Annotated in this window: 25 protein-coding genes; 11 read left to right on the plus strand and 14 right to left on the minus strand. The window is 64.5% G+C overall.

The window, feature by feature from the left end; all coding sequences use genetic code 11:
- Positions 1–25 precede the first annotated feature (25 nt).
- From Q0030_RS29285 to Q0030_RS29320, 8 genes are all read right to left on the minus strand, one after another.
- Positions 26–1426, minus strand: coding sequence for an acetyl-CoA carboxylase biotin carboxylase subunit (locus tag Q0030_RS29285; protein ID WP_298375097.1), 1401 nt, complete (start codon positions 1424–1426; stop codon positions 26–28).
- Between the two features lie 13 nt (positions 1427–1439).
- Positions 1440–1682: an acetyl-CoA carboxylase gene (locus tag Q0030_RS29290; protein WP_021082329.1), complete on the minus strand. Its 243-nt coding sequence runs from the start codon at positions 1680–1682 to the stop codon at positions 1440–1442.
- Positions 1683–1722: 40 nt separating this feature from the next.
- Positions 1723–2451, minus strand: a complete 729-nt coding sequence (locus tag Q0030_RS29295) for a LamB/YcsF family protein (RefSeq protein WP_298375102.1) — start codon at positions 2449–2451, stop codon at positions 1723–1725.
- Positions 2452–2540: 89 nt separating this feature from the next.
- A complete protein-coding gene (locus Q0030_RS29300; RefSeq protein WP_298375105.1) occupies positions 2541–3728 on the minus strand; it encodes an ABC transporter substrate-binding protein in 1188 nt (395 codons plus the stop codon).
- Between the two features lie 30 nt (positions 3729–3758).
- The gene (locus tag Q0030_RS29305) at positions 3759–4832 is read right to left on the minus strand and encodes a branched-chain amino acid ABC transporter permease (protein ID WP_298375108.1); all 1074 of its coding nucleotides are present in this window, start codon (positions 4830–4832) and stop codon (positions 3759–3761) included.
- A gap of 3 nt (positions 4833–4835) precedes the next feature.
- Positions 4836–5750: a branched-chain amino acid ABC transporter permease gene (locus Q0030_RS29310; RefSeq protein ID WP_298375111.1), complete on the minus strand. Its 915-nt coding sequence runs from the start codon at positions 5748–5750 to the stop codon at positions 4836–4838.
- Between the two features lies 1 nt (position 5751).
- Positions 5752–6474 (minus strand): ABC transporter ATP-binding protein, encoded by a 723-nt coding sequence (locus tag Q0030_RS29315; protein WP_298375113.1) that lies wholly within the window; start codon positions 6472–6474, stop codon positions 5752–5754.
- The gene (locus Q0030_RS29320) at positions 6471–7244 is read right to left on the minus strand and encodes an ABC transporter ATP-binding protein (RefSeq protein ID WP_298375115.1); all 774 of its coding nucleotides are present in this window, start codon (positions 7242–7244) and stop codon (positions 6471–6473) included. Before Q0030_RS29320 ends, Q0030_RS29315 begins: the two co-directional genes overlap by 4 nt.
- A gap of 100 nt (positions 7245–7344) precedes the next feature.
- Here Q0030_RS29320 and Q0030_RS29325 point away from each other — a divergent pair, with 100 nt between their 5' ends.
- Entirely contained in the window at positions 7345–8265 is a 921-nt protein-coding gene (locus Q0030_RS29325) for a LysR substrate-binding domain-containing protein (protein ID WP_298375116.1), read from the plus strand.
- A gap of 175 nt (positions 8266–8440) precedes the next feature.
- Complete coding sequence (locus tag Q0030_RS29330; protein ID WP_298375118.1) at positions 8441–9094, plus strand: TetR/AcrR family transcriptional regulator; 654 nt, start codon at positions 8441–8443, stop codon at positions 9092–9094.
- Between the two features lie 9 nt (positions 9095–9103).
- On the opposite strand, the gene paaZ is transcribed toward Q0030_RS29330, so the two are convergent.
- A complete protein-coding gene (paaZ, locus tag Q0030_RS29335; protein WP_298375318.1) occupies positions 9104–11131 on the minus strand; it encodes a phenylacetic acid degradation bifunctional protein PaaZ in 2028 nt (675 codons plus the stop codon).
- 110 nt (positions 11132–11241) lie between these two features.
- The gene (gene paaG, locus Q0030_RS29340) at positions 11242–12033 is read right to left on the minus strand and encodes a 2-(1,2-epoxy-1,2-dihydrophenyl)acetyl-CoA isomerase PaaG (protein ID WP_298375120.1); all 792 of its coding nucleotides are present in this window, start codon (positions 12031–12033) and stop codon (positions 11242–11244) included.
- 387 nt (positions 12034–12420) lie between these two features.
- Between paaG and Q0030_RS29345 the strand changes: the two genes are divergently transcribed.
- On the plus strand, positions 12421–13401 hold the full coding sequence (locus Q0030_RS29345) for an AraC family transcriptional regulator (protein WP_298375121.1): 981 nt from the start codon (positions 12421–12423) through the stop codon (positions 13399–13401).
- A 39-nt stretch (positions 13402–13440) separates the two neighbouring features.
- Here the strand turns inward: Q0030_RS29345 and Q0030_RS29350 are convergent, their stop codons facing one another.
- Positions 13441–13776 carry a hypothetical protein gene (locus tag Q0030_RS29350; RefSeq protein WP_298375123.1) on the minus strand — a complete coding sequence of 112 codons (336 nt, stop codon included), beginning with the start codon at positions 13774–13776 and terminating at the stop codon, positions 13441–13443.
- Positions 13777–13932: 156 nt separating this feature from the next.
- On the opposite strand from Q0030_RS29350, the gene Q0030_RS29355 reads away from it, so the two are divergent.
- The 7 genes from Q0030_RS29355 to Q0030_RS29385 all read left to right on the plus strand — a co-directional run bounded on the left by Q0030_RS29355 (position 13933) and on the right by Q0030_RS29385 (position 21309).
- A complete protein-coding gene (locus tag Q0030_RS29355) occupies positions 13933–14952 on the plus strand; it encodes a DUF4424 domain-containing protein (RefSeq protein ID WP_298375125.1) in 1020 nt (339 codons plus the stop codon).
- Between the two features lie 167 nt (positions 14953–15119).
- Positions 15120–16334 (plus strand): acyl-CoA dehydrogenase family protein, encoded by a 1215-nt coding sequence (locus Q0030_RS29360; protein ID WP_298375127.1) that lies wholly within the window; start codon positions 15120–15122, stop codon positions 16332–16334.
- A 27-nt stretch (positions 16335–16361) separates the two neighbouring features.
- A complete protein-coding gene (locus Q0030_RS29365; protein ID WP_298375129.1) occupies positions 16362–16865 on the plus strand; it encodes a hypothetical protein in 504 nt (167 codons plus the stop codon).
- 234 nt (positions 16866–17099) lie between these two features.
- Positions 17100–18221 carry a branched-chain amino acid ABC transporter substrate-binding protein gene (locus Q0030_RS29370; protein WP_298375131.1) on the plus strand — a complete coding sequence of 374 codons (1122 nt, stop codon included), beginning with the start codon at positions 17100–17102 and terminating at the stop codon, positions 18219–18221.
- A gap of 215 nt (positions 18222–18436) precedes the next feature.
- Positions 18437–19480, plus strand: coding sequence for a hypothetical protein (locus Q0030_RS29375; protein WP_298375133.1), 1044 nt, complete (start codon positions 18437–18439; stop codon positions 19478–19480).
- Between the two features lie 84 nt (positions 19481–19564).
- Positions 19565–20422, plus strand: coding sequence for an alpha/beta hydrolase (locus Q0030_RS29380; protein WP_298375135.1), 858 nt, complete (start codon positions 19565–19567; stop codon positions 20420–20422).
- Positions 20423–20469: 47 nt separating this feature from the next.
- Positions 20470–21309: a class I SAM-dependent methyltransferase gene (locus Q0030_RS29385; protein WP_298375136.1), complete on the plus strand. Its 840-nt coding sequence runs from the start codon at positions 20470–20472 to the stop codon at positions 21307–21309.
- Between the two features lie 18 nt (positions 21310–21327).
- Here the strand turns inward: Q0030_RS29385 and Q0030_RS29390 are convergent, their stop codons facing one another.
- Both Q0030_RS29390 and Q0030_RS29395 read right to left on the minus strand, forming a co-directional pair.
- On the minus strand, positions 21328–21732 hold the full coding sequence (locus Q0030_RS29390; protein ID WP_298375138.1) for a GFA family protein: 405 nt from the start codon (positions 21730–21732) through the stop codon (positions 21328–21330).
- Between the two features lie 35 nt (positions 21733–21767).
- A complete protein-coding gene (locus Q0030_RS29395; protein ID WP_298375140.1) occupies positions 21768–22343 on the minus strand; it encodes a TetR/AcrR family transcriptional regulator in 576 nt (191 codons plus the stop codon).
- Between the two features lie 82 nt (positions 22344–22425).
- Here Q0030_RS29395 and Q0030_RS29400 point away from each other — a divergent pair, with 82 nt between their 5' ends.
- On the plus strand, positions 22426–22740 hold the full coding sequence (locus tag Q0030_RS29400; protein WP_298375142.1) for a monooxygenase: 315 nt from the start codon (positions 22426–22428) through the stop codon (positions 22738–22740).
- 27 nt (positions 22741–22767) lie between these two features.
- On the opposite strand, the gene Q0030_RS29405 is transcribed toward Q0030_RS29400, so the two are convergent.
- The gene (locus Q0030_RS29405; protein WP_298375144.1) at positions 22768–23784 is read right to left on the minus strand and encodes a hypothetical protein; all 1017 of its coding nucleotides are present in this window, start codon (positions 23782–23784) and stop codon (positions 22768–22770) included.
- Between the last annotated feature and the right edge of the window lie 9 nt (positions 23785–23793).

The following is a 23793-nucleotide window of genomic DNA, read 5'->3' on the forward strand; positions in this document are numbered from 1 at the left end:
GCTGACGGGGCGGAATCTCTCGCCATCATGGCGCGACTTTCACGGCCAATGGCGGCTGACCGGTGGCAAGGCCGGCGGCATGGGACTCCAGCCACGGTTCGAGCCATGCCGTATGGAAGCGTCCGGCCTTGACGTCGGCGTCGCGCGCCAGCGCCTGGTGCAGGGGCTTTGTCGTGAAGATGCCTTCGACGCTGAGTTCGGCGAGCGCGCGCTCGAGCTTTCTGATCGCGCTTGGCCGATCCTTGTCGTGCACGATGAGCTTGCCGAGCAGGCTGTCGTAGAACGGGGGCACCGTGTAGCCCTGATAGAGCATGCTGTCGAAGCGCACACCATCGCCGCCGGGCACGCTGAGCGCGCTGACCGTACCCGGATTGGGCAGGAAATTCCTGGCGGGGTCCTCGGCGTTGATGCGGACCTCGATCGAATGGCCGCTGACGCGCACTTCGTTCTGACGAATGCGCAAGGGCTCGCCGCCTGCGATCCGGATCATCTCGCGCACGAGGTCGATGCCGGTGACCATTTCGGTGACGGGATGCTCGACCTGGATGCGGGTGTTCATCTCGAGGAAGTAGAATTCGCTGGTCCTGTCATCGTAGAGATATTCGAGCGTCCCGGCGCCACGGTAGTTGACGGCCTTGGCAAGCGCCACGGCCGACGTGCAGAGTTTTTCACGCACGGTCTGGGTGAGCGAGGGCGAGGGGGCTTCTTCCCAGACCTTCTGGCGGCGCCGCTGCAACGAGCATTCGCGCTCGAAGCAATGGATCACATCGCGTCCATCGCCGAGCACCTGGACCTCGATGTGCCGCGCGCCTTCGATCAGCTTCTCGACGTAGAGCCCGCCGTCGCCGAAGGCCGCGAGCGCCTCGGCCTGCGCCTGCGGCATCAGATGATGAAATTCCTCGGCGGAGCGCGCGATGCGAATGCCGCGTCCGCCGCCGCCGGCGGCGGCCTTGATCATGACAGGGAAACCGTTTTTCTCGACCAGCGCGAAGGCCGCGTCCGCCGATTCCAGCCGCCCCTGGCTGCCTGGGACGGTCGGCACGCCGGCCGAAGCGGCGGCCTCGCGCGCCGCGACCTTGTCGCCCATCAGCCGGATCGATTGCGCGGTCGGCCCGACGAAGATCAATCCGGCCGCTTCGACCGTGGCCGCAAACTCGGCATTCTCGGCGAGGAAGCCGTAGCCGGGGTGGATGGCGTCGGCACCGGAGCCTTGCGCAGCAGCGAGGATGGCCGCCCGGTTGAGATAGGATTTCGACGCCTGCGGCGGACCGATATCGACCGACTCGTCGGCGAGTTTGACCGCGAGCGAATCCTTGTCGGCCTTGCTGTAGACCTGAACGGTCGCAATGCCGAGATCGCGCGCTGCGCGGATGATGCGCACCGCGATCTCGCCACGGTTGGCTATGAGGAGCTTCTTGATCGCCATGGTTGGTCGGGGCTCAAACGTCGATTTCGGCGATCGGCTGGCCGGCCATCACGGCATCCTCGTTCTCGGCCAGGAAGCGAACGATCTTGCCGGCGGCGCCGGCCTTCACCTCATTGAACGATTTCATCACCTCGATCAGCCCGATCGTGTCGCTCTCCGCGACGACGTCGCCGTCGTTCTTGTAGACCGGCTTGTCGGGGGCGGGCTTGCGGTAAAAGATGCCTGGGAGCGGCGAGAAGATCTGCTGCGTTGCCATGGTTTCCTCGTACGGTGATTGGTTTCTTTGCCGCGACGGCTCAGCGTGCGGTGAGATAGGGGCGAACCGCTTCGCGGACGGCCTCCGCGATGGCGACGGCGTTCGGCGTGTCGGAGTGAATGCAGATCGAATCGGCGCCGACCACGATGTCGTTTCCCGCCACCGTACGCGTCTTGCCTTCGTTGACGGCTCTCGCGCAGCGAGTGGCGGCCTCGGCCGGGTCTTTCGCCTCGTGCTCGCGGGTGATGATCAGGCTGCCATCGGCATTGTAGTCGAGGTCGGCATAGTACTCGGCGACGAAGGCGTGGCCGCGGCGCTCGTAGACCTGCTGGTGCAGCGTTCCCTTCATGCCGAGCAGCGGCACCTTGTAGACATCGGCGGCGTCAGCCACGGCTTCGGCGATGTCCTCGCTGCGCGACGCCATGCCGTAGAGCGCGCCGTGCGGCTTGATATGATTGAGCGCCATGCCTTCGGCATCGAGGAAGGCCTTGAGGGCGCCGATCTGGTAGAGCAGGCAGTTGGTCAGCTCCTCGCGGCCGATCTTCATCTCCCTGCGGCCAAATCCCTGCAGATCCGGCAGCGAGGGGTGCGCGCCGACCTTGACGCCGAACTCCTTGGCGAGCTGCACGGTCTTGCGCATGTGGTTGAAGTCGGAGGCATGAAAGCCGCAGGCGACGTTGGCGACGTCGATATGGGGCATCAATGCCTTGTCGTCGCCCATCTTGTAGAGGCCGTAGGCCTCACCCATGTCGCAGTTGATCACGACCATCTCCTGATTTCCTTCCAACTGGCTTTGCATACGACCGTCGCCGCCGCCCCGGGGTGCGTCCGGCGCACCCGGGGCGGCGCGTTGCCGGGTTACTTGGACACCAGATAATCGAGCGGGATCTTGTCCGAGATCGTCCACTGGTCGATTACCTTCGGCTTGCCGGCCTCGGTGTCGACGATCAGGTAACGGCCCTGGTTCTGGTGGTGGATGTCCTTGGTGAAGGTGCGCGGCCCGAACAGCGTGGACTCGTCTTTCATCTTCTCGAGTTCGGCGACGACGGGTGCCGCATCGGTCGACTTGGCGCGTTCGACCGCCTTGGCCCAGACATCGATCAGGACGTAGCCCGGATAGACGTACTGGCTGGACGGGTCGCCGCCGGTGACTTCCTTGTACTTCTTGTTGAACTCGTTGACCTTCGGGTTCGGATCGTCGCCGTAGACAGAGCCCTGCACGGGAACATAGAAGTTCGACAGATCCGGAACGGCGTTCAACCAGTAGCTGCCGTCGACGCCCGAGCCATTGAGGATCATCGACTTGATGCCGGCGGCGCGGATCTGCTTAATGGCGGAGACGGCGCCCGGCATCATCGTGCAGAGCATGATGGCGTCGGGTTCCTTCGGCAGGCTCTTGATGCGCGTGATCTGCGAAGCGATCGAGGCGTCATCGTTCTTGAAGGTGTCGCTGCCGACCAGCTTGGCCTCCTTCAGGCGCGGCAGCATCCAGTCGAAGCCGTCACAAATGCCCTTGTTGTAGACGGTCCAGCTGTCGAGCAGCCGATAGAAGCTGCGCGCGTTCTTCTTGGTGTACGCCCATTCCGACATGGTTGCGCCCTGCACCGGTGCCAGCACCGAGGCCGAGAACGAGAACGGGCCGACGCCGGGAATGCCGGCCTTGATCGATTCGGCGCAGAGGAAGAAGGAAACCTTGCCGGCGGCCTGCGCCTGCAGCGCCGCGGGCGCACCGTAATCGTAGTCGCAGGAGACGATCACGAGATCGGCGCCCTGGTCGAGCACCGCAAGGCCGGCTTTGGCGCCTTCGGCCTGATCGGTCTTGGTGTCGGCAAACACCGGCTTGATCTTCTTGCCGAGCAGGCCGCCGGCCTTGTTGATCTCATCGATCCGGATCAGCGCCGCGTCCTGCGCCGGCTTGTCATAGGCCTGCATGAATCCGGATGCCGCGGTCGCAAAACCAACGACGATCTCGTCGGCCGCCTGGGCCGGCGTGAACCAGAGCGCGGATGCTCCGGCCAGAATGCCGAGTAATGTCGTAAAGCGCATATGCCACTCCTCCAATTTTGCAAACGAGCGTCAGTGCAGTTCTTTCAGTGCGGTCTGGACGGGCCGGGTCAGGCGCCGCTGCAACGGCCATCGGCGCCAGGAGAACTCCCGGTTGCGGGTCAATCCCGTCGGCAGGTACATCAGGATCACGATGGTGATGATGCCGATCGCGATCTCCTGCACGCCGTTGGGCAGGCCGACGGTGTGCCCGCCCAGGCTGATGCCCTTCTCGAGATCACGGAACAGCTCGATCAGCACCGATATCGCGACCACGCCCGAGACCGAGCCGCTGAGGCTGTACATGCCGCCGACCACCAGCATCGACAGCGTGATGAAGGTGGTCCGCAGATAGAATGCGCCCGGATTGACGATGCTCAGGAAATGCGCGTACAGCGCGCCGGCGAGCCCGATGATGAAGGCGCTGACGACGAAGGCGATCAGCCGTTCGCGGACGATGTCGATGCCGGAGGCGCTGGCGGCGACAGCTTCGTCGCGCGTGGCGCGCAGCGCGAGCCCCGAGCGCGAGATCGAATAGAGATAGGCGATCGCGATGGCCACGGCGCCGCCGATCCATGCGGTCCAGACATTCATGGTGGGCGGAATGCCGACGATCGAACCTTGTCCGCCCGTCACCGAATCCCAGTTCGAATAGACATTGTTGATGACGCCGAGCAGGCCGAAGGTCGCAATCGAGGCGGCAATGCCCGACAGGCGCATGATGACGCGCCCGACGATCAGCGCGAACAGCGCGGCAAACAGACCGGAGATCGGCGTCGCCACCCACATCGGCAGTTGCGCGTGCAGCAACCACGCCGGCAGGCCCTTGAGCGTGATCGACTTCATCACCGGCGGAATGGTGAGCCAGGCGGTCATGTAGGCGCCGAGGCACATGAAGCTGATATGTCCGAACGACAGCAGGCCCGAATTGCCGACGAAGACATAGAGGCCGACCACCACCATGATGTTGATGAACATCTCGACCACGGTGCGGTTGAAGGCCCGGCTGCCGAACTGATAGGAGAGGGCGGCCATGATGAGCAGCGCCACGATCAGCACGATCGGCGTGATGATCGTTTGCCGGATGACGGACGGCCGCTGCGACATCGATCAGACCCTCTGCTTGGCGGATTTCGGTGCGAACAGGCCCTGCGGCCGCACCAGAAGGATGACGATGACGGCGCCGTAGACGAAAGCGTCGCGGAACACGCGGGCGTCGTGCGGCAAGGTCGCCTGGAACACGACGCTGGCCGCACCGATCAGGAAGCCGGCGGCAACGGCACCGGGAATGCTACCGAGGCCGCCGATCACGGTCGCGATGAACGCGATCAGCATCACGTTGGCGCCCATGCCGATGTCGGCGGTGCCGGAATTGGTCGCCAGGATCAGGCCGATCGCCGCCGCCAGCATGCCGCTGATGGCGAAGGCCAGCAGGATCACGCCGTTGGCGCGGACACCGAGCATGCGCGCCATGGTGAAATTATCGGCCGCCGCGCGCATCTCGAGGCCGTAGCGCGTGCGCTTCAGGAACAGGACGAGGATCACAAGCACGGCCAGCGTGATGATGATAGTCACGACCTGAAGCATCGGGATGTGCGCGCCGAGGACTTCGACCGGCAGGCCGAGGCTCGGCCACAGCGTGATCGACTTCGGCCGGCTGGAAAACAGCATGAGCAGGAGATGCCGGATGACAAAGCCGAGCGCGAAGGACGCGATCATCATCGTCGCCGGATTGGCGTTGCGGAAGCGGCGGAAGACGACGACCTCCGACAGAATGGACAGCGCGGCGCCGATCAGCAGCAGCAGCGGGATCAAAAGATAGAACGGCAACTGACCGGCAAACACGATCGCCGCGGCATCGATCGACGGCCACAGCATGGCGAAGACGCAGAAGGCGATGAAATCGCCGTGGGCGAAGTTGACGAGCCGCATGACGCCGAAGATCAGGGCGATGCCGAGCGCGCCCAGCGCATACAGGCTGCCGAGGCTCAGCGCGTCGAAGATGATCTGGAGCAACTCGCGCATCTCAGTGATCTCCGAAGCCGAAATAGGTCTGCTTCAGGCGATCATCCCTGACCATGTCGGCGGCGGGGCCCTCGAGCACGATACGGCCGCCGCGGATCAGGACCATCCGCCCGCCCGTCATCATGGCGCGCGTCGAGCTCTGCTCGACGATCAGCAACGTGAGCTTGCGCTGTGCCCGCAGTCGCAGCAGGATCTCGTAGACCTGGTCGATGATCTTCGGCGCGAGTCCCAGCGACGGCTCGTCGATCGCCATGATGCGGGGCGCGGCCATCAGCGCGCGGCCAATGACCAGCATCTGCTGCTGGCCGCCGGAGAGCATGCCCGCCGGGCTGTGGCGGCGCTCGGCCAGCATCGGGAATTCCTGGTAGACCCGGTCCAGGTCGCCGGCGATTGTCTTGCGGTCGGCGCGCATGCCGGTGCCGACCTTCAGGTTCTCCTCGATCGTCAGCGCGCCGAAGACGTTGCGTCCTTCCGGCACCAGCGAAAACCCACGCCGGGCGATGTCTTCGGGCGCGGCACCGGTGATCCTCGCGCCGTCGATCAGGATGGAGCCGGAGCCCGGCGGCACGACGCCTGCGATGGCGTTGAGCAGCGTCGACTTGCCGGCGCCGTTGGGGCCGGTCACGAACAGGATTTCGCCTTCGTCGACGGTCAATGTCACGCCGCGGAGTGCCGTGAGGCGCCCATAGCTGACCGTGATGTCGTCGACGACGAGTGCGGTCATGACGCCACGGCCGCTTCGGCTGCGACCGGTGGAATCAATTCGTCGCGCTGCGTGCCCATATAGGCATGCCGCACGGCATCGCTGTTGCGGATCTGGGCGGGCGGGCCGACTTCGATGATCTCGCCGGAATCGAGCACGAAGATGCGCTCGCAGAGCTCCAGCACGAGGCCGATATTGTGCTCGATCAGCAGCACGCCGACATTGAGCTCGGACGCGATCCTGCGGATGATGGCGGCGAGCTCGTGGCTCTCATGCTCCGACATGCCCGCCGCCGGTTCGTCGAGCAGCAGATATCGCGGCGTGCACATGATGGCGCGGCCGATGGCAACGCGGCGCTCGTCCGTATACGGCAGCGCGCCGGCAATGCTGTTGGCGAGATGCGAGATGCCGAGCCAGGCCATCACCCGCTCGGCCTCGCTGATCGCGTCGGGACGGCCTTGGCCGAGGCCGACGCCGGTCACTTCCAGGTTGTCCATGACGGGCAGGTCGCGGAAAAGGCGGCCTGACTGGAAGGTCCGCGCCACGCCTTTGCGTCGCAGCAAGTGCGCTGCAATGCCGTTGAGCGGTTCGCCTTCCAGCTCCACGGTGCCCGCGCCGACCGGCTGGAAACCGGTCAATACATTAATAAGGGTGGTCTTGCCGGCCCCATTGGGGCCAATTAGTCCGGCGATATGCCCCCGCGGCACGGCCAGTGTAACGTCGGACAGCGCCTTCAGGCCTTCGAATTGGACGCTGACACCGCGCGCGACCAATTCCAAACCTTCGGACATCATCTCAACGCCTTCTCACCCGGAACCGACGGATTGATCTTTCCGTTCCGTCGCGGGATTGTAAAATTCGAAATATCGTTCGCTGATATCGGAAATTTTTATGTCTCTGACGTTCCGTCAGGTTCGGCACTTCATTGCGACGGCGGAGAGCGGACGCGTTTCCGCTGCCGCGGCAGCTCTCAACGTGACGCAATCGGCGGTCACGTCATCCATCAAGGCGCTCGAGGCCGAGCTCGGCCGCAAATTGTTCGACCGCCATTCCAACGGCGTGACGCTGACTTTTGACGGTCACGAGTTCTTGCAGCGCGCCCGCGCGATCGAGGCGAGCGTGTCAGATGCGACGCGGGGGCCGCATCGCTGGGGAACACAGGTCGACGGTACCGTCGACGTGGCCGTGAGCTATACCGTTGCCGGATATTTCCTGCCGCCATTGCTGACGCGATTCTGGCGATCGTTTCCAGGCATCACGGTTCGGCTGCATGAGTTTCAACGCTATGCGATCGAGCAAAGCCTGATCAGCGGCAGCGTCGACGCGGCCATCATGCTGATCGCGAACCTGCATGACCGCCACTCCATTCGCTCGCGGCTGCTGTTGCGCTCGGCGCGCCGCTTATGGACATGCGTCAATCATCCACTGCTGCGCAAGGACAACATCAAGCTGACCGACCTCGCGAGCGAGCCTTATCTGATGTTGACCGTTGATGAAGCCGAGCGCTCCGCAATGCGCTACTGGCAGCACACCGCGCACGTGCCCAACGTCATCTTCCGCACCCTGTCGGTGGAGGCCGTCCGCAGCATGGTCGCGACCGGGATGGGGATCACCATCCTGTCAGACATGGTCTACCGTCCCTGGTCGCTCGAGGGACATCGCATCGAGCTCAAGACGCTTGATGACGACGTCCATACCATGGATGTCGGGCTTGCCTGGAAGGGCAACGCGACGCTTTCACCGGCGGCCCGCGCCTTCTGCGAGTTCGTCGCCCATTCCTATCCCGGATCGGAGCCGTTCAAGCTCGACTAGCGGCCCGGGGAGGCGCCATTCCAACTCAGCCATGGAATTATTCGACCGGATGGTCAATAAATGCTGGTTCGGACGCGGCCCCGCGCAAGCAGGGCGGTGGTCTCGGAATTTTTGCCGTCATTTAATTCACATCTCTGGACGAGAGCCGACTAGCCGGCTGGTGGAACGGAAAGACATGGCCCGATCGCGCGCCAAGGACTACGACGACAAGCGCCTCTCGATGCTGCATCGCTCGGCCGAGCTGTTTGCCGCATCGGGCTATGTCGGCACATCGATGAACACCATTGCCGACGCCTGCGGTGTCTCGAAGGCGCTGCTCTATCACTATTACCCTGACAAGGAGGCGATCCTTTTCGATATCCTGTCGTTGCATCTCGAGAAGCTGGTGGCGGCGGTTCGGAAGGCGAGCGTGTCGGCCGGCGATCCGGTTGAGCGTTTCAGGACGATCGTGGCGACCCTGCTCGAGCTCTACCGGCATGCCGACGCCGAGCATCAGGTCCAGATCGCGAGTCTCAAGCTGTTGCCGAAGGACAAGCAGCAGCCGCTGCTTGCGAGCGAGCGGATCCTGGTCGGGATCATGTCGGATGCGCTCGCTGCGGCCGTGCCGGCAGCGAAGCAGAAGCGCGTCCTCAAGCCGCTGACGATGAGCGTCTTCGGCATGCTGAACTGGCACTATATGTGGTTTCGCGACGGCGGGCCGATGACCCGCGCCGAATACGCCGACTTCGTCGCGCAGCTGGTGCTGGCCGGTGCCGCGGAGGCGGCCGCCACCCGGCCGCGCAGCAAGGCAAAGCCCGCCGGCCGCAACCGGCAGGCCGAACTGCTCTGAAGCGGGCGGCTAAGCCCGCATCGCGTTCATCGTCAGAAGCTCGTAGGTCGCCGCGGTCTCACCGGTCCCTGTCGTGATCTCGACGTCCCAGCGCACCTCGCCATACTGCTTGTTGCGTGGCGTCTTCTCCTTCGCGGTTAGCCGTACCTGGATCTGTTCGCCCGGCTGCACGGGCTTGACGAAGCGCAGCGAGTCGAGACCGTAATTCGCCAGCACCGGTCCGTAATCGGGATCGACGAACAGGCCGGCCGCGAACGACAGCAGCAGGTAGCCATGCGCGACGCGGCCCGGGAAGAACGGGTGCCCCTTGGTCGCTTCCTCGTCCATATGGGCGTAGAAGGTGTCGCCCGTGAAATGCGCGAAGTGCTCGATGTCGTCGAGCGTGATCTGCCGCGACTTCGAAACCAGCGTGCGGCCGATCTCGAGATCGTCGTAGTGATAGCGGAACGGGTGCAGGTCACCTTCGAGCATTGGGCTGCCCTTGAACCAGCGGCCGGTGACGCCGCTCAGCATGCGAGGGGAGCCCTGCAACGCGGTGCGCTGCATATAGTGCTGGAGGCTGCGGACACCGCCCAGTTCCTCGCCGCCGCCGGCGCGGCCCGGTCCGCCGTGAACCATCTGCGGCATCGGCGAGCCATGTCCGGTGTGCTCGGTCGCGCAGTCGCGATCGATGATCGCGACACGGCCGTGAAAACTGCCGATGCCGAACGCGAGCTCGGTCGCGGCCGGGATGTCGTGGGTGTAGACCGATGCGACCAGGCTGCCGCCGCCGCGATTGGTCAGCGCGATGGCCTGGTCGAGATCGTCATAGCCCATCACGGTGCAGACCGGCCCGAACGCCTCGATCTCGTGGACCGCGGTTGCGGCGAGCGGTTTCGCGCAATGCAGCAGCAGCGGCGGAACGAACGCGCCGCGCTTGGCGTCGGCGTCGACCAGCTCGAAGTTGTCGGGATCGCCGGCCACCAGTTCGGCTTCGGTGCGAAGCTTCGCGACATGGGCGAGCACATCGCTGCGCTGGGCGAGGCCGACCAGCGGTCCCATCCTGACCTTCTCGTTCTCGGGATTGCCGATCGTGACCTTGGCGAGACGCTCGCGCAGCGCCGTGACGACGGCGTCGATCTGCGCTGATGGCGCCAATGCGCGGCGGATCGCGGTGCATTTCTGCCCGGCCTTGACCGTCATCTCCTTCGCCACTTCCTTGATGAAGAGGTCGAACTCGGGGGTTCCGGGCACGGCGTCCGGCGCGAGGATCGCGGCGTTGAGCGAATCCCGCTCGGCGATGAAGCGGACCGCTTCGCGCGCGACGATGGGATGCCGCTGTAGTTTCTGCGACGTATCGGCCGAGCCGGTGAAGGACACCACGTCCTGGCAGGTGAGATGGTCGAACAGGTCGCCGGTCGATCCGACGATGAACTGCAGGACGCCTTCCGGCAGTGCGCCGGACTCGGTGATCATCCGCACCAGCTCGTAGGCGATATAGGAGGTGACGGTCGCGGGCTTAGTGACGACGGGAACGCCGGCGAGCAGCGCGGGCGCCAGTTTCTCCAGCATGCCCCAGCACGGAAAGTTGAACGCATTGATATGCACGGCAACGCCGTGCAACGGCGTGACGATGTGCTGACCGGCGAATGCGCCGCCCTTGGAGAGCCCCTCGACGTTGCCGTCGAGCAGGTACCTGGTGTTCGGAAGCTCGCGGCGTCCCTTGCTGGCATAGGCGAACAGCGTACCGATGCCGCCATCGACGTCGATCATGGCGTCGCTGCGGGTTGCGCCCGCATGGAGCGAAAGTTTGTAGAGCCGGTCCTTGTGCTGGCTCAGATAGTCGGCCAGCGTCTTCAGCAGGCCCGCACGCTGGTGGAACGACAGTTTGCGGAGGTTATTGCCGCCGACCGTGCGGCCATAGGCGAGGATCTCGCGCATGTCGAGGTCGCTCCTGGTCGCGAGCGCCACTACATCGCCGGTGACGGCACTGCGAATCTCGGTAGCCGGTTCGGCTGTGCCGGACCATTTTCCGCGAACGAAGCTGTCGAGTTTCATGACGGTGTCTGCCGTCCGTGCGCCGCTGGATTGAGGCTGTGTCATCGAAATCGAATCCTCTGACTTTGTGATCAATGATGCGTCTTGCCTTGCGGGCGCAACGTTCAATTCTAGGCTCGTCCGACAAAGCGCGGCGTGCGCTTTTCGAGGAACGCGGTGACGCCTTCGGCATAGTCCGCCGACCGGCCCGCGCGGCCCTGCATGTCGCGCTCGAGATCAAGTTGCGCATCGAGCGTGTTGGTCTCGGAGGCATCGAGCGCCTGCTTGATCAACGCAAGACCATCGGTCGGCTGCGTCGCGAGCGAGGCGACGAGGGCGTGGGCCTCCGTCATCAGGTCGGAGTCCTCGACCACTCTCCAGATCATGCCCCATGTCTCCGCCCGCTCCGCGGAGATCGGTTCGGCGAGCATGGTCAACGCACGAGCCCGCGCTGTGCCGACGAGCCGCGGCAGGAACCAGGTGCCACCGGAATCCGGGACGAGGCCGAGCTTCGCGAAGGCCTGAATGAACTTGGCCGATCGCGCGGCGATCACGATATCGCAGGCAAGGGCCACATTCGCCCCGGCGCCCGCGGCCACGCCGTTGACGGCGCACACGACCGGCATCGGAATGCTGCGCAGCTTGCGCACCAGCGGGTTGTAGTATTTTTCGATCGGCACCGAGAGATCAGGCGTTTCGCCCGGCGTGAACACGCCGTCCGAAAGATCCTGCCCGGCACAGAATCCGCGTCCCGCTCCGGTCAGGATCAACGCGCGGCAGGATTTGTCCTGCTCGGCTGCAATCAGCGCGGCCATCAATACGGCGTGCAGATCGGCGCTGAATGAATTCAGGCGGTCGGGCCTGTTGAGCGTCAGGACGCGATATCCGGCGCGGATATCGGTCAACACCAAATCGCTGACCATGATTACCTCCCGTTGCGGCTTCTGATGACCGAGGTCGCATGACCTGCGACCGGATTACTATTGACCGTCCGGTCAGTCAATTATAATTATCCGCGCTCCGATGCCGACGACGTCTTCGGGCTTATCGGAGCGAGGACCATTTTAGTCCCGCTCGCGAATTCGGGCGCAACAAACACAACAAGACCAGAGCAATTTCGCGCGCGCTGCACCAAGCGCGTATTTGCGAAGCTTATGCGCAACCCTTGACACTTGTCAGATCGAAGCATCGGCGGAACCCGCGAAAGGTTCACGTTTGCAGCTGCGCTGCATGGCGCCCATGCTGCGGTGTGCGCCGCCACAAATCAGCCGTATATGAGCGGCGACTTCCGCTGCAATGAGGGCGAGCCGATGACAATGCAGTCGGGCGATATCACAGGGTTTCGATTCTCGACCGCGCATTTTGGCGAGCGCGATCGCTTGCCGATCTTTCGCGAGCAGATCGGGCGGATGATCGTCAAGCTCGATCCGGAGCCGCTCGACGACGGCGCGTTTCATGCCGAAGCGAATGTGCGCGAATTGTCCGGGCTCGGCATCGGATCCTGGGCGTGCAGCAATCTCAAGATCGCAAGACCGCGCGAATTGCTCGACGGCACCGACGACCTGGTGCTGACGATCATCACGAGCGGCAACACCCGTGCCTCGCAGCGCGGCCGCGATATCGAGCTCGGCCCGGGCCAGGCCGTGCTGCAGTCGAGCGCGGAAGCCGGCAACATGGTGGTGCCGGTGTCGCCGAGCCGCTTCGTCGGTCTCCGGTTGCCGCGCAAGGCGCTGGCCTCGCTGGTCAACGATCCCGAAGACATGCTGATCCGCCCTCTGCCGGCGAACACGGAGGCGATGCGCCTGCTGGCGCTTTACATCAGGGAGCTCGACGACAGTTACCAGCTTTCGACTCCCGAGTTGCGCGGCGCCGTCGTCAAGCATTTGATCGATCTCGGCGCGCTGATCATCGGCGCCAACCGGGATGCGGCGGTTGCCGCGGAAGACGGCGGACTGGCGGCTGCCCGGCTCGCCGCGGTCAAGGCCGACATCAGCGACAATCTCAGCTATGGCGACCTCACGCTGCCCGCGGTGGCCGCCCGGCTGAAGCTCACGCCGCGCCATATCCAGCGGCTGTTCGAGAGCGCGGGTTCGACATTCTCGGAATTCGTGCTCGGCCAGCGTCTGGCGCGCGCGCATCATCTGCTGACCGATCCGCGCCACAGCCGCAGCGCCATCGGCACGATTGCGTTCGAAGTCGGGTTCGGCGATCTGTCCTACTTCAACCGCACCTTCCGCCGGCACTACGGCGTGACGCCGTCGGATATTCGCGCGGTGCCGCGGCGTTCCTGACCGAACGGCTGAATTGCCGTTGTGTCGCCCGACCGCTTCTTACGGCTCTCCGCAACCCGGCACCCGGCGGATCTGTTCGATCAGCCGCTGGTGACGCTCTGCGGACAGCGCGCGCTCATTCGCGCACATCAGCATGGCGATGCAGGCCGCCTGTGGCGCGGACGGCCAGGCGATGCTGCCGTCGATCGCGCCGTCGCATTTGAGGTAGCCGTTCTTCGCATCCCAACCGATCGCGCTTTCCGGTGCTGATGTCGCGGCTGCCGCGCTGACCGCCATTGCAACGAGCGCGGCGGATCGGAACGTGCAACGAAATTGTTCGAGAAGGCGCTTGTCAATCTTCATGGCGATCGGAAGTCGTGCGAGGCAGCCGATCATTAAGGGCGCATCAGCGCGCTCGCAAAGTCTGTCATCCTGTGTGATGTCGAAGAGAAAAGATCGCGGCCGTCGCGAACCTGTTGGGTATTCGCCGCACTCAAGGAGACGGATGCGACTGACTGCCGCGCGTTTTCTCCCCCAATCAAGAGAGAAGGAATGACCATGCCTCCGATAGCCAAAGGGGCCTTTCTGATTCTGCTTGCCGTGTTGATGCCCTGGTGCGCGCGGGCGAATGACACGTCCGCCGCGCTCGAAACCGGGGGACTTCGCTTCAAGCAGGACCCCGATATCGTGATGCGTTCCGAGGATCTCTTCATCTCCGAGAAGCAGATCCGGATCGTCTACCGGTTCTTCAACACCTCGGCTGCCGACAAAACGATCATGATCGCGTTCCCGATGCCCGACATCGTCGGCAAGGAGGGCGACGAGAATATCGGGCTCCCGACCGACGATCCCGAGAATATCTTTGATTTCCACGTCACCGTCGACGGCAGGGCGGCAGCGCCGCATCTCGAACAGACGGCGCTCGCGAACGACGTGGACCAGACGGCGCTGCTGCGGAAGCTCGGAATTCCGCTGATGCCGATCAGGGGGCCTGCGGGCGAGCTGCTCGACAAATTGCCGAAATCGAACTGGCCGCAGCTCGTCAAGCTTGGCATCGGCGCCATCGAGACCTACGGGTCGGGTGGCCCGATGCAGGATCATCTCGTGCCGACCTGGACGTTGCGCTCGGCCTATACCTGGACGCAGACCTTCCCTGCGGGCCGGGAGATCACGTTCGAGCAGACCTACCGGCCGAGCGTTGGCGGCTCGGTGCAGACGATCATCGGCGCCGACAACTGGCGCAACAACCCGGAAGCGCGAGAGTTTCTTGCGTCATATTGCATCGACGACGACCTGATCCGCACCATCGAGCGGGCGCGTGCGACGAAGCACGCTCCCTATCCGCCGTTCAGTGAACGGTCGATTGCCTATGTGCTCTCGACCGGCGCCAACTGGGCCGCGCCGATCGGCGACTTTCACCTCACCGTCGACAAGGGCGAGCCCAACAATTTCGTCAGCTTCTGCGCTGAAGGCGTCAAGAAGACTGGACCGACGCGATTCGAGGTGCGGCACACCAACTTCACGCCGTCGCGAGATCTGAAGATCGTCATCTTTGTTCCGAATCCGAATTAACTCCGGCAAGGATCATGCAATGATTGCGAACATTGTTGTGTGATGTCGCATCCGTCCCAATCCTGGTCGCTTCCGTCCGAGCCTCGCATCGCTGAGTCGCCTAAAAGGCAGCCCCCTGTGATCGCCTGCGCGAGCGATCCACCGATAGCGATGCAGTGAGGCCACCAATGACAGACACCACCTCGTCGTTCGTCGATGCTGCCGCGGCGCTCGCGCCGCGGGTTCAGGCATCGGTGCTGGAGAGCGAGCAGTCGCGGCGGCTGCCTGTCCCGCTGGTTGAGGCGATGGCGCAGGCCGGGTTCTTTCGCCTCTGGATTCCGCGCGCCATCGGTGGCGAGGAGGCTGCCCCCATGACTCTCGTTCGGGTGGTCGAGGAGATCTCGCGCGCCGACGGTGCCGCCGGCTGGTGCATGGCCATCGGGGGCGCCTATGGCGTGTTCGGCGGCTATCTCGGGAAGGACGCCGCGCGCGACATCTATGGCAGCGATCCGCTGGTTCGAACGGCGGGCGCCTTGCGGCCGTTCGGGATCGCCAGGATCGTCGATGGTGGTTATCGCGTCACGGGCCGCTGGCCGCTCGGAAGCGGCTGCCAGCACTCCGGCTGGATGATCGGCAATTGCCGGATCTTCGACGGAGATCAGCCGCGGTTGCGCCCCGACGGCACCCCGGTGATGCGCTTCATGCTGTTTCCGACCGCGCAATGCGAGATTCTCGACACCTGGCACAGTATCGGGCTGCGCGGCACGGGCAGCCATGACTATGCGATCGCGGATGCCTTCGTGCCATCCACGCAGTCGCTCTCGTTCCGCGAACCGCCGGTGGAGCGGGGGCCGCTCTATGCGTTTCCGACCATTGCGCTGTTCGGGGCGGCGCTCGCCGCCGTGCCGCTCGGCATCGCCCGCCACGCGATCGACACTCTGGTCGAGCTTGTCGGACGAAAGATCGCAACGCGCTCGCGCAAGCTGCTCCGTGAAGATGCGCTGATCCAAGCCGATCTCGGCCGCGCCGAGGCCTTGCTGGGTTCGGGACGGGCATTCCTTTACGGCAAGCTGGAAGAGGCGTGGCAGGCCGTCAGTGCCGGCAAGGTGCTCAGCGTTGCCGAGCGCGCCACGCTGTGGCTGGCATCGACCCATGCGGCGAACACGGCCAAGCAGGCGACCGAGCTGATGTTCGGTGCCGGCGGCTCGGCCGCGGTGGACGTGAGCTGCGGGCTCGAACGCTGCGTGCGAGACGTCCATGCTGCCGTCCAGCACCTCGCCTTGGCATCGGCCAACTATCAGATGGCCGGTGAGGCGTATCTCGGCGCGGATATGCGGTCGACGCCCTTGCTCTTCTCCGATGACCGCGACGAAGCACGCCCTCTGTCCGCCAACCCGAACTAGCGCCGCCGCATTCCAACCATGATGAACATGCCCAGGATGGTCCTGAAGCAGGCCCCGCGCCTGCCTCTCAGCATTGGCGGGTTGGCCGCCCCGGCATCGGCACAGTCCACCGATCCGCATCATCCGACGGTGCTCGGCGCCGGCGTCAATCGCGCCAACATCACCAATGATATCAGCGGTCATTACTACAGCTTCATGGCGGGGCCGGGCCATGTCGATGTCGAGCTCGCCTTCAAGGAGATGGGCGTGTTCGGCCGTCCGCTGCCGCAGCATCTCAACTTCGACTTCTGGAATGCGGCCGGCGTTCGGCTGTCCCACATCGAAGTCCTGTGCCAGGGCAGCGTCGCCCGCCGGCACACCGATGCCGATTTGCCGGCGCGACAAAGGATCAATCTGGCGGTCTCGACGCAATGGGGCGCGATCAAGGTCGGCGGCTACTACGAGATCGAGCTGAAAGGCGCTGTCGAGGCGGCAGCACCGGTCGGAGCCGACGTCAAGCCGGCAGCGTCCGAGCCGCTGGTGCGGCCGTGATCGAACCATCACCAGCTATGTGCTGTCGCGCACACAGGACGATTCCAGGCGCCAATGCACGGCAACGTGTTTCACATTGTTGCCCAATGTCGCATATGTCCAATTCCCCGTCGCCTCAGTCCGAGCCTGCTGCTCATCGCGCGCATACAAGGCAGCCCCCGGTGATCGTTGCGGCCGGCGATACCAGTCGATTGCGATGCATTGAGGCGACTTGAGACCATCAAGGAGAATATGATGAAGTTTGCACTTCGAGGATACTTTCTTGCGCTTGGCGCGAGCCTGGCATTGTCCGGCGCGGCCATGGCCCAGGATATCAGTGTTGCCGTGGTTGGGCCGATGACCGGCTCGGAGGCGAGCTTCGGCCAGCAGTTCAAGAACGGTGCTGACCTCGCCATCGCCGACATCAATGCGGCGGGCGGCGTGCTCGGCAAGAAGCTGAAGCTGGAAGTCGGCGACGACGCCTGCGATCCGAAGCAGGCGGTGTCGGTTGCCGAGAAGATGGCGGGCGCGAAGATTCCGTTCGTGGTCGGGCACTTCTGCTCGTCGACCTCGATTCCCGCCTCGGACGCCTATGCCGAAGGTAATGTGCTGCAGATCACGCCGGGTTCGACCAACCCGCTCTTCACCGAGCGCGGATTGTGGAACACGTTCCGCGTCTGCGGCCGGGATGACCAGCAGGGCATGGTCGCGGCCGCCTACATCATCAAGAACTACAAGACCAAGAACGTCGCGATCATCCACGACAAGACGACCTACGGCAAAGGCCTTGCCGACGAAACGAAGAACGCCATCAACGCGGCGGGCGTGAAGGAAAAGCTCTATGAAGCCTACACCAAGGGCGACAAGGATTTTGCCGCGCTGGTGTCCCGCTTCAAGAAGGAATCGATCGATTTCGTCTATGTCGGTGGCTACTACGCCGAGGCGGCATTGATCCTGCGCCAGATGCGCGAGCAGGGCGTCAATGCCGTGCTGATGGGCGGCGACGCCTTGGTCGACAAGCAGTTCGCCGCGATCGCAGGTCCGCTTGCCGAGGGCTCGCTGTTCACCTTCTCGCCCGATCCGCGCAAGAAGGTGACCGCAGCCGCGACCTTGAAGAAGTTCAAGGACAAGGGCATCGATCCGGACGGCTACACGCTCTACAGCTATGCCGCGTTCCAGATCTGGAGCCAGGCCGTTACCCGCGCCCAGACCACGGACGCCAGGAAGATCGCAGCGACCATCAAGAGTGGAAACTGGGATACCGTGCTCGGCAACATCAGCTACACGCCGAAGGGTGACATCACCCTGATCGACTACGTCGTGTACCGCCGCGACAAGGACGGCAACTACGCCGAGCTGCCGGCCGCCGGTCAATGATCGCTGGCCGCGACATCGGCGCTCCTCCCTGATCGATGTCGCGGCTGTGCCGGCTCACAGCGCCAACGGACCAACCCTCTGCCAGCCCCGGAGGTGTTGGCGCTGTGACGCCTGGTCCGCAGGAGTCACCGCGTCGAGCTGATCCCGCAACCACGATACCGTTGAATCCGATTTCGATCGATCACGGCAACCCAAGAGCCAACGAGAGGCAACACGTGTCTGACATAAGCCTGAGCAATGGCAGCGGCCGCGACGGTTCAGCCGATTGGCACGCCGCGGGACAATCCCAAGGACCGTCTCAAGGACCGTCCCACTCCTACCCGCTGCTGGTGCGCGATCACGGTCTTGGCACCGCGCTGAAGCTGTTGCTCGAGACCCTGCCTTATGCGCTGGCGCGTTGGGGCGTGCTGCTGGCCTTTGCCGCGGCGTGCGCCATCTGGGCCGTGGTCGCGGTCGGCGGCGCGGTGTGGCTCGGCACCCATGTCGCCAGCGTGTTCGGCTATTGCTGGCTGCTTGGCATCCTGCTGCTCGGCGGATGGATCTGGGGTGCCATCCTGCGCTACACGCTTCATATCATCGCCTGCGGCCATGTCGCCGTGCTGACCGAGCTGATCACCCGCGGCAGCATCGGCAACGGCACCGAAGGGCAGTTCGCCTACGGCCGCCGGATGGTGATGGACCGGTTCGGCGAGGTCGCGGTCCTGTTCGGGCTTGGCGCGCTGATCCGCGCCGTGCTGCGCGCGTTTCACAATGCGCTCGATACGCTTGGCGATTGGCTGCCGGCGCCCGGCATGAAGGCGATCGTCGGTCTGCTCAACACCATCCTGTCGGCCGCGACGCGCTATCTGGACAAGGTGGTGCTGTCCTACGATCTGGCGCGCGGCGGCGACGATCCGAGGCGCAACATCCAGGACGGACTGGTCTACTATTGCCAGAACGCCAAGCCGATCCTGACGACGTCGGTCTGGATGGTCATCGTCGAGCGGATCCTGAGCATCCTGCTTTGCCTGCTGCTGCTGGTCCCCGCCGGCGTGGCGACGGTCTGGTTGCCGGAGGCTGTCAGGGAGTATGGCGCCATGGTCACCGTCGTCATCGCCGCCCTGCTGGCGGTGACGGTGCGCGCGGCATTCATCCAGCCGCTATTCCTGATCTGCATGATGATCCGCTTTCACGCGCTGATCGAGAACCAGCCGATCAATTCGACCTGGGTCGGTTATCTCGACGGCCTCACAGACAAGTTCCGGCAGATCGAACGCTGAGATCGGCGGACGGCAGCTCGCGCCGAACTGCAAGCCAGCCGGCCGGAGTCTGATGCTAATGGTATTTCGCAACGGAGATGTTCGGTGACCCATATTTCGCTCGACAATGACGGCGTCAGACTTGCTGCTTCGCTCGATGGCCCGACGAACGGTGAACCGATCCTGTTTCTGCACGGCCTGTCGCTCAGCCGGGACACATGGCAGGAACTCGGCGGTCGGCTGAAGGATCGATATCGGGTCTGGACCCTGGATTTCCGGGGACACGGGCACTCGGATCGGGCCCCGGGCTACGCGCTCGCCGATTATGTTTCGGACGCGGAGACCGCATTGGCCGCGATCGGGCGTCCGGCGGTGATCGTCGGGCACTCGCTCGGCGGCTGCGTTGCCGGTGTGCTGGCGCAGAGTGGTCATGCCAACGTGCGCGCCGCCTTCCTCGAAGACCCGCCGTGGTATCTTGGCCAGCCGGGCGAGTGGGAGAAATCGGCATTCCCAAAACTGTTTTCGATCGTCAGCGCGCGTCAGGCTGCGTGGCAGCAGGCGCGCGCACCACTCGGCTCCTACCTGGCGTTCCTTGCGGACTCTCCGACGCCCATGGGCGGGATCGGCCGCGATCATTTCAACTCCCGTCATCTGTTGAGCCATGCGTCAGCGCTGCAGCGGCAAGACGGGCGGTGCTGGGCGGACGGAAACGTTGCGACTTCCGTGCTTGCGGCGATTCCGACCGGGCGGGAATTCCTCTGTCCCGTCAGGATCATTCAGGCCGATCCTGGATGTGGGGCGGCCTTGCTGGAGGACCACGATGCGCGCTTCGCGCACGACAATCCGCGTGCCGACATCGTTCGCTATGAGGGATGCGGCCATTCACCCCACCGCTCCATCGCGTTCGAGCAACGCTTCGCGGCGGATCTGCAAGCATTCCTGTCGAACCTGCAGCCGGCGTGAGCACGGGCGCGGCCGCCTCCCTTCACGAACCGAAGACGGGTAGATCCATGCAAGAGACGTCCGGCTACGATCCGAACTATGTGATGGGGCGCTCGACCGCGGAGACAGACCGGCTCAAGCGCCAGTCGCAGCTCTACGATGCGTCGACATGGCAGCTCCTGAAGGAGGCTGGGATCTCGCGCGGCATGAAAGTGCTCGACGTCGGAAGCGGAGCCGGCAGCGTGTCGTTCATCGCCGCAGGCCTGGTCGGCGAGAGCGGGGCGGTCGTCGGGGTCGACAGCAACCCCGCCATCGTCGAGGAAGCGGCAGGCACGGCACGCTCGCTCGGCCTGAGCCAGGTCTCGTTCCAGGTCGGTGACATCAACACGATCGAGCTCGACCGGGATTTCGATGCGGTCGTCGGCCGGCTCGTGCTGATCTATGTGAAGGATCCCGCGGCGCTGCTTCGGCACTTGCTTGGCCACGTCAAGCCCGATGGCATCGTGGCGTTCCAGGACCTCGACTGGGGCGAGGGGCCGATCGCCAATCCGCCGTCGCCGCTGCTGTCGCAGGCGTGGGGCTATGTAAAGGAGATGTTCGCGCGGGCGGGCTTGAACAATCGCATGGGCTTCGCGCTGCATGGCATCTTTATCGCAGCCGGGCTTGCGGCGCCGCGCATGAGTCTGTTTGCGCCCGTGGGCGGCGGCGCTGATTTCGACGGCTATGACTACATGGCGAGCGGAATGCGCAGCAATCAGCCGCACATCGTCAAGCTTGGCGTCGCCACCGAGGCCGAGCTCGCGCTGGACAGCTTTGCCGAGCGGCTGCGGGCCGAAGCGGTTGCGGCGAACGGCGTGTTCGCGCTGCCGACCTTTGTCGGGGCTTGGTCGCGAAAGCCGCCGCGCTGAGCGTGGAGAGCCCGGCCGTCACACATTCTGCGCAAAGCGCGTGGTGCCTGCGACCGGCGCGAGCCATGTGGCGGCGTGGTCGGTGTAGATCTCGATCTGCGGCTGCAACCCGTCCGTGTCATCGAGCGTGCCGGCCTTCACCACGACCTTGCCCGGCATCAGTGCCGTCTTCGCCAGGATCGGCGAGCCGCAGGTCGTACAGAAATGGCGATGCACCGGCTGGCCGCTGTCGCCAGTATCGATGAAGACGGCGGTTTCGCCGAACTGCCGGTAGTCAGCCTCGCGGATCACGAGGTTGAAGGAAAACAGGCTGCCGCTGTGCCGCCGGCAATGCGTGCAATGGCAGATCGCGATGCCGCGCGGCTCGGCCTTCAATTCGTAGCGCACCGCGCCGCACAGGCAGCCGCCCTTTCGGTCCGTCATGATGATTCCTCCCCGAACGTCGACCAGCATCTCGCTTAGGCGCCCACCACCGCGTCGACAAAAGTCGCGGCTGACTCCTTTAACTGCTTTCGGCTGTAGCCGGCGCGCTCCATCACGGCGAGGCCGCGCGTGAAGGTCACGATGACCCGCGCCAGCCGGTGGGCGTCGGCTGCCCGCCGTCCGCCCGGCGTGGCGCCGAGGGTCTTGCCGAGCAGCTGCTCGAGCCGGCCCAGCACATCCTGCACGCGCTGGCGCACCGCGGCGCTCGAAATCCCCGCATCGAGCGCCGTGCGCGTGGTCAGGCAGCCGCGCGCCGGCGAGCCGTCGGTCATGTTGACGATGATCATGTCGAAGAAACTTCGCAGAGCGGTGGTCGTGTCGCGGTGGGCCAGCGCATTGCCCGCCGCTTCGAGGAACTGCGCGGCATATTGATCGAAGGCGCGCAGGAAGATCGCTTCCTTGTCGCCATAGGCGTTGTAGAGGCTGCCGCGCTGCACGCCGGTCGCGGCCGCGAGGTCCTGCATGGTCGCGTCGTGCAGGCCCTTGCGCCAGAACACGTCGAGCGCGGTTGCGATCACGTTGTCCTCGTCGAACTGCCGCACGCCTACCATGTGATTTCGCTCCATCAAGCTATTCTTGACACTATCGTTAAGATTGACGATGATGTCAAGAATGATGACACAGGAGACCGGGATGATTACCGCCATCACGACGTTCAGCTTGCCAAAGCCGATCACGCGCGAGGAAGCGCGCAGCATCTTCCTGAGCACCGCGCCGATCTATCGCGGCGTCCAGGGACTGTTTCGCAAGACCTATGTGCTGTCCGAGGACGGCATGACGGCCGGCGGCATCTATTTCTGGAATTCGCGGGGCGAGGCGGAAGCGCTGTACACCGATGCCTGGCGCGCCCGCGCCCGTGAGAAATACGGCGCCGATCCGACGGTGACTTATTTCGAAAGTCCCGTGGTGGTGGATAATGTGACCAAGGGGATTGTCACCGACCGGTAGCACCAGCGCAGCAACGGCGGAGGTGCTTCACAGCGCATTGAGCGCTCTGCGCGACGGGGCGAGCGGCAGCCATTCCGGAATCTGTCGCTTGGCGAGCCAGTATGGCCGCCAGATCGCGCGCCAGGTCGGGCGGTCGAGAGATGCAGCGCCCCATTTGCGTTGCGCCATGTCGATCCGCAACAGGTCGTGCGCATGCAGCCATTGGCGCGCTGCCCACCAAACCTCGCGCGGCACGGCGGTGTTTCGGATGCCCCTGAGCTCGGCGACCCCGGGTAGTGGATCGTCGAAGCGGACTGCAACCTTCAGGGTGGCGATGCGCTGCCCGCATCGCTTGACGCTCCAGAGCCGCGAGCGATTGTGGGCGAGATTGGTGCCGTAGCTGCGCAGGCAATTCTGCATGGCGTCGGCTTCGTCCGAGATATCCGTGGTCGAGTTCAGCGGGACGAAGTCGTAACCGTCAACGTGGCCCGGCTGCAGCCACATGTCGGCGATCTCCTGCGAGCCGAGGCTGACATGCAGGACAATCATTGTGTGCCACGCCTCGGCGGCAGCGAGCGCCGAGCCGATCTGCATGTTCGGTGTCCATCTCCGGTCGATCAGCGTATGTCCCAGCGTGGTCGGCTGGCTAGAGAACCACGCCCACAGGCTGACGAGCCGCAATCGCGCAGGATCGGTACGCGGCGGCGCGCGGACTAGCTCGCGCGCGATCCAGACGGCGGCCTGCGCGTGCGCGACTTCGGCAACCGTGGCGACGGATTGCAGCCAGATCGGCGCGAGCTTCGGCGATCGCGGCAGGTGGTTCGCGATCTGCCGGCGAAACAACTCGCCATCGGGAAGTGCCGTGATCGGACGTGTGAGCGCTTCCGGCGGAAGCCTTCGCAGCCACAGCGGAATGCGCGCCGCGGCTGCGGCATCCGGGAGGGACTGGCCATCGATGACGCGTGCGAGCGCACGCGCAGGATCGAGCCCGGTCCCCGGCACGGCTAACGCAAACAGCAGCGCAGGAAAGCTTGCAGCAAGGTCGGCAAGACGCGTGTGCCGCACGGCCAGCGC

Origin of the sequence: uncultured Bradyrhizobium sp. (assembly GCF_947648125.1) — a bacterium.
Lineage (GTDB): Bacteria > Pseudomonadota > Alphaproteobacteria > Rhizobiales > Xanthobacteraceae > Bradyrhizobium.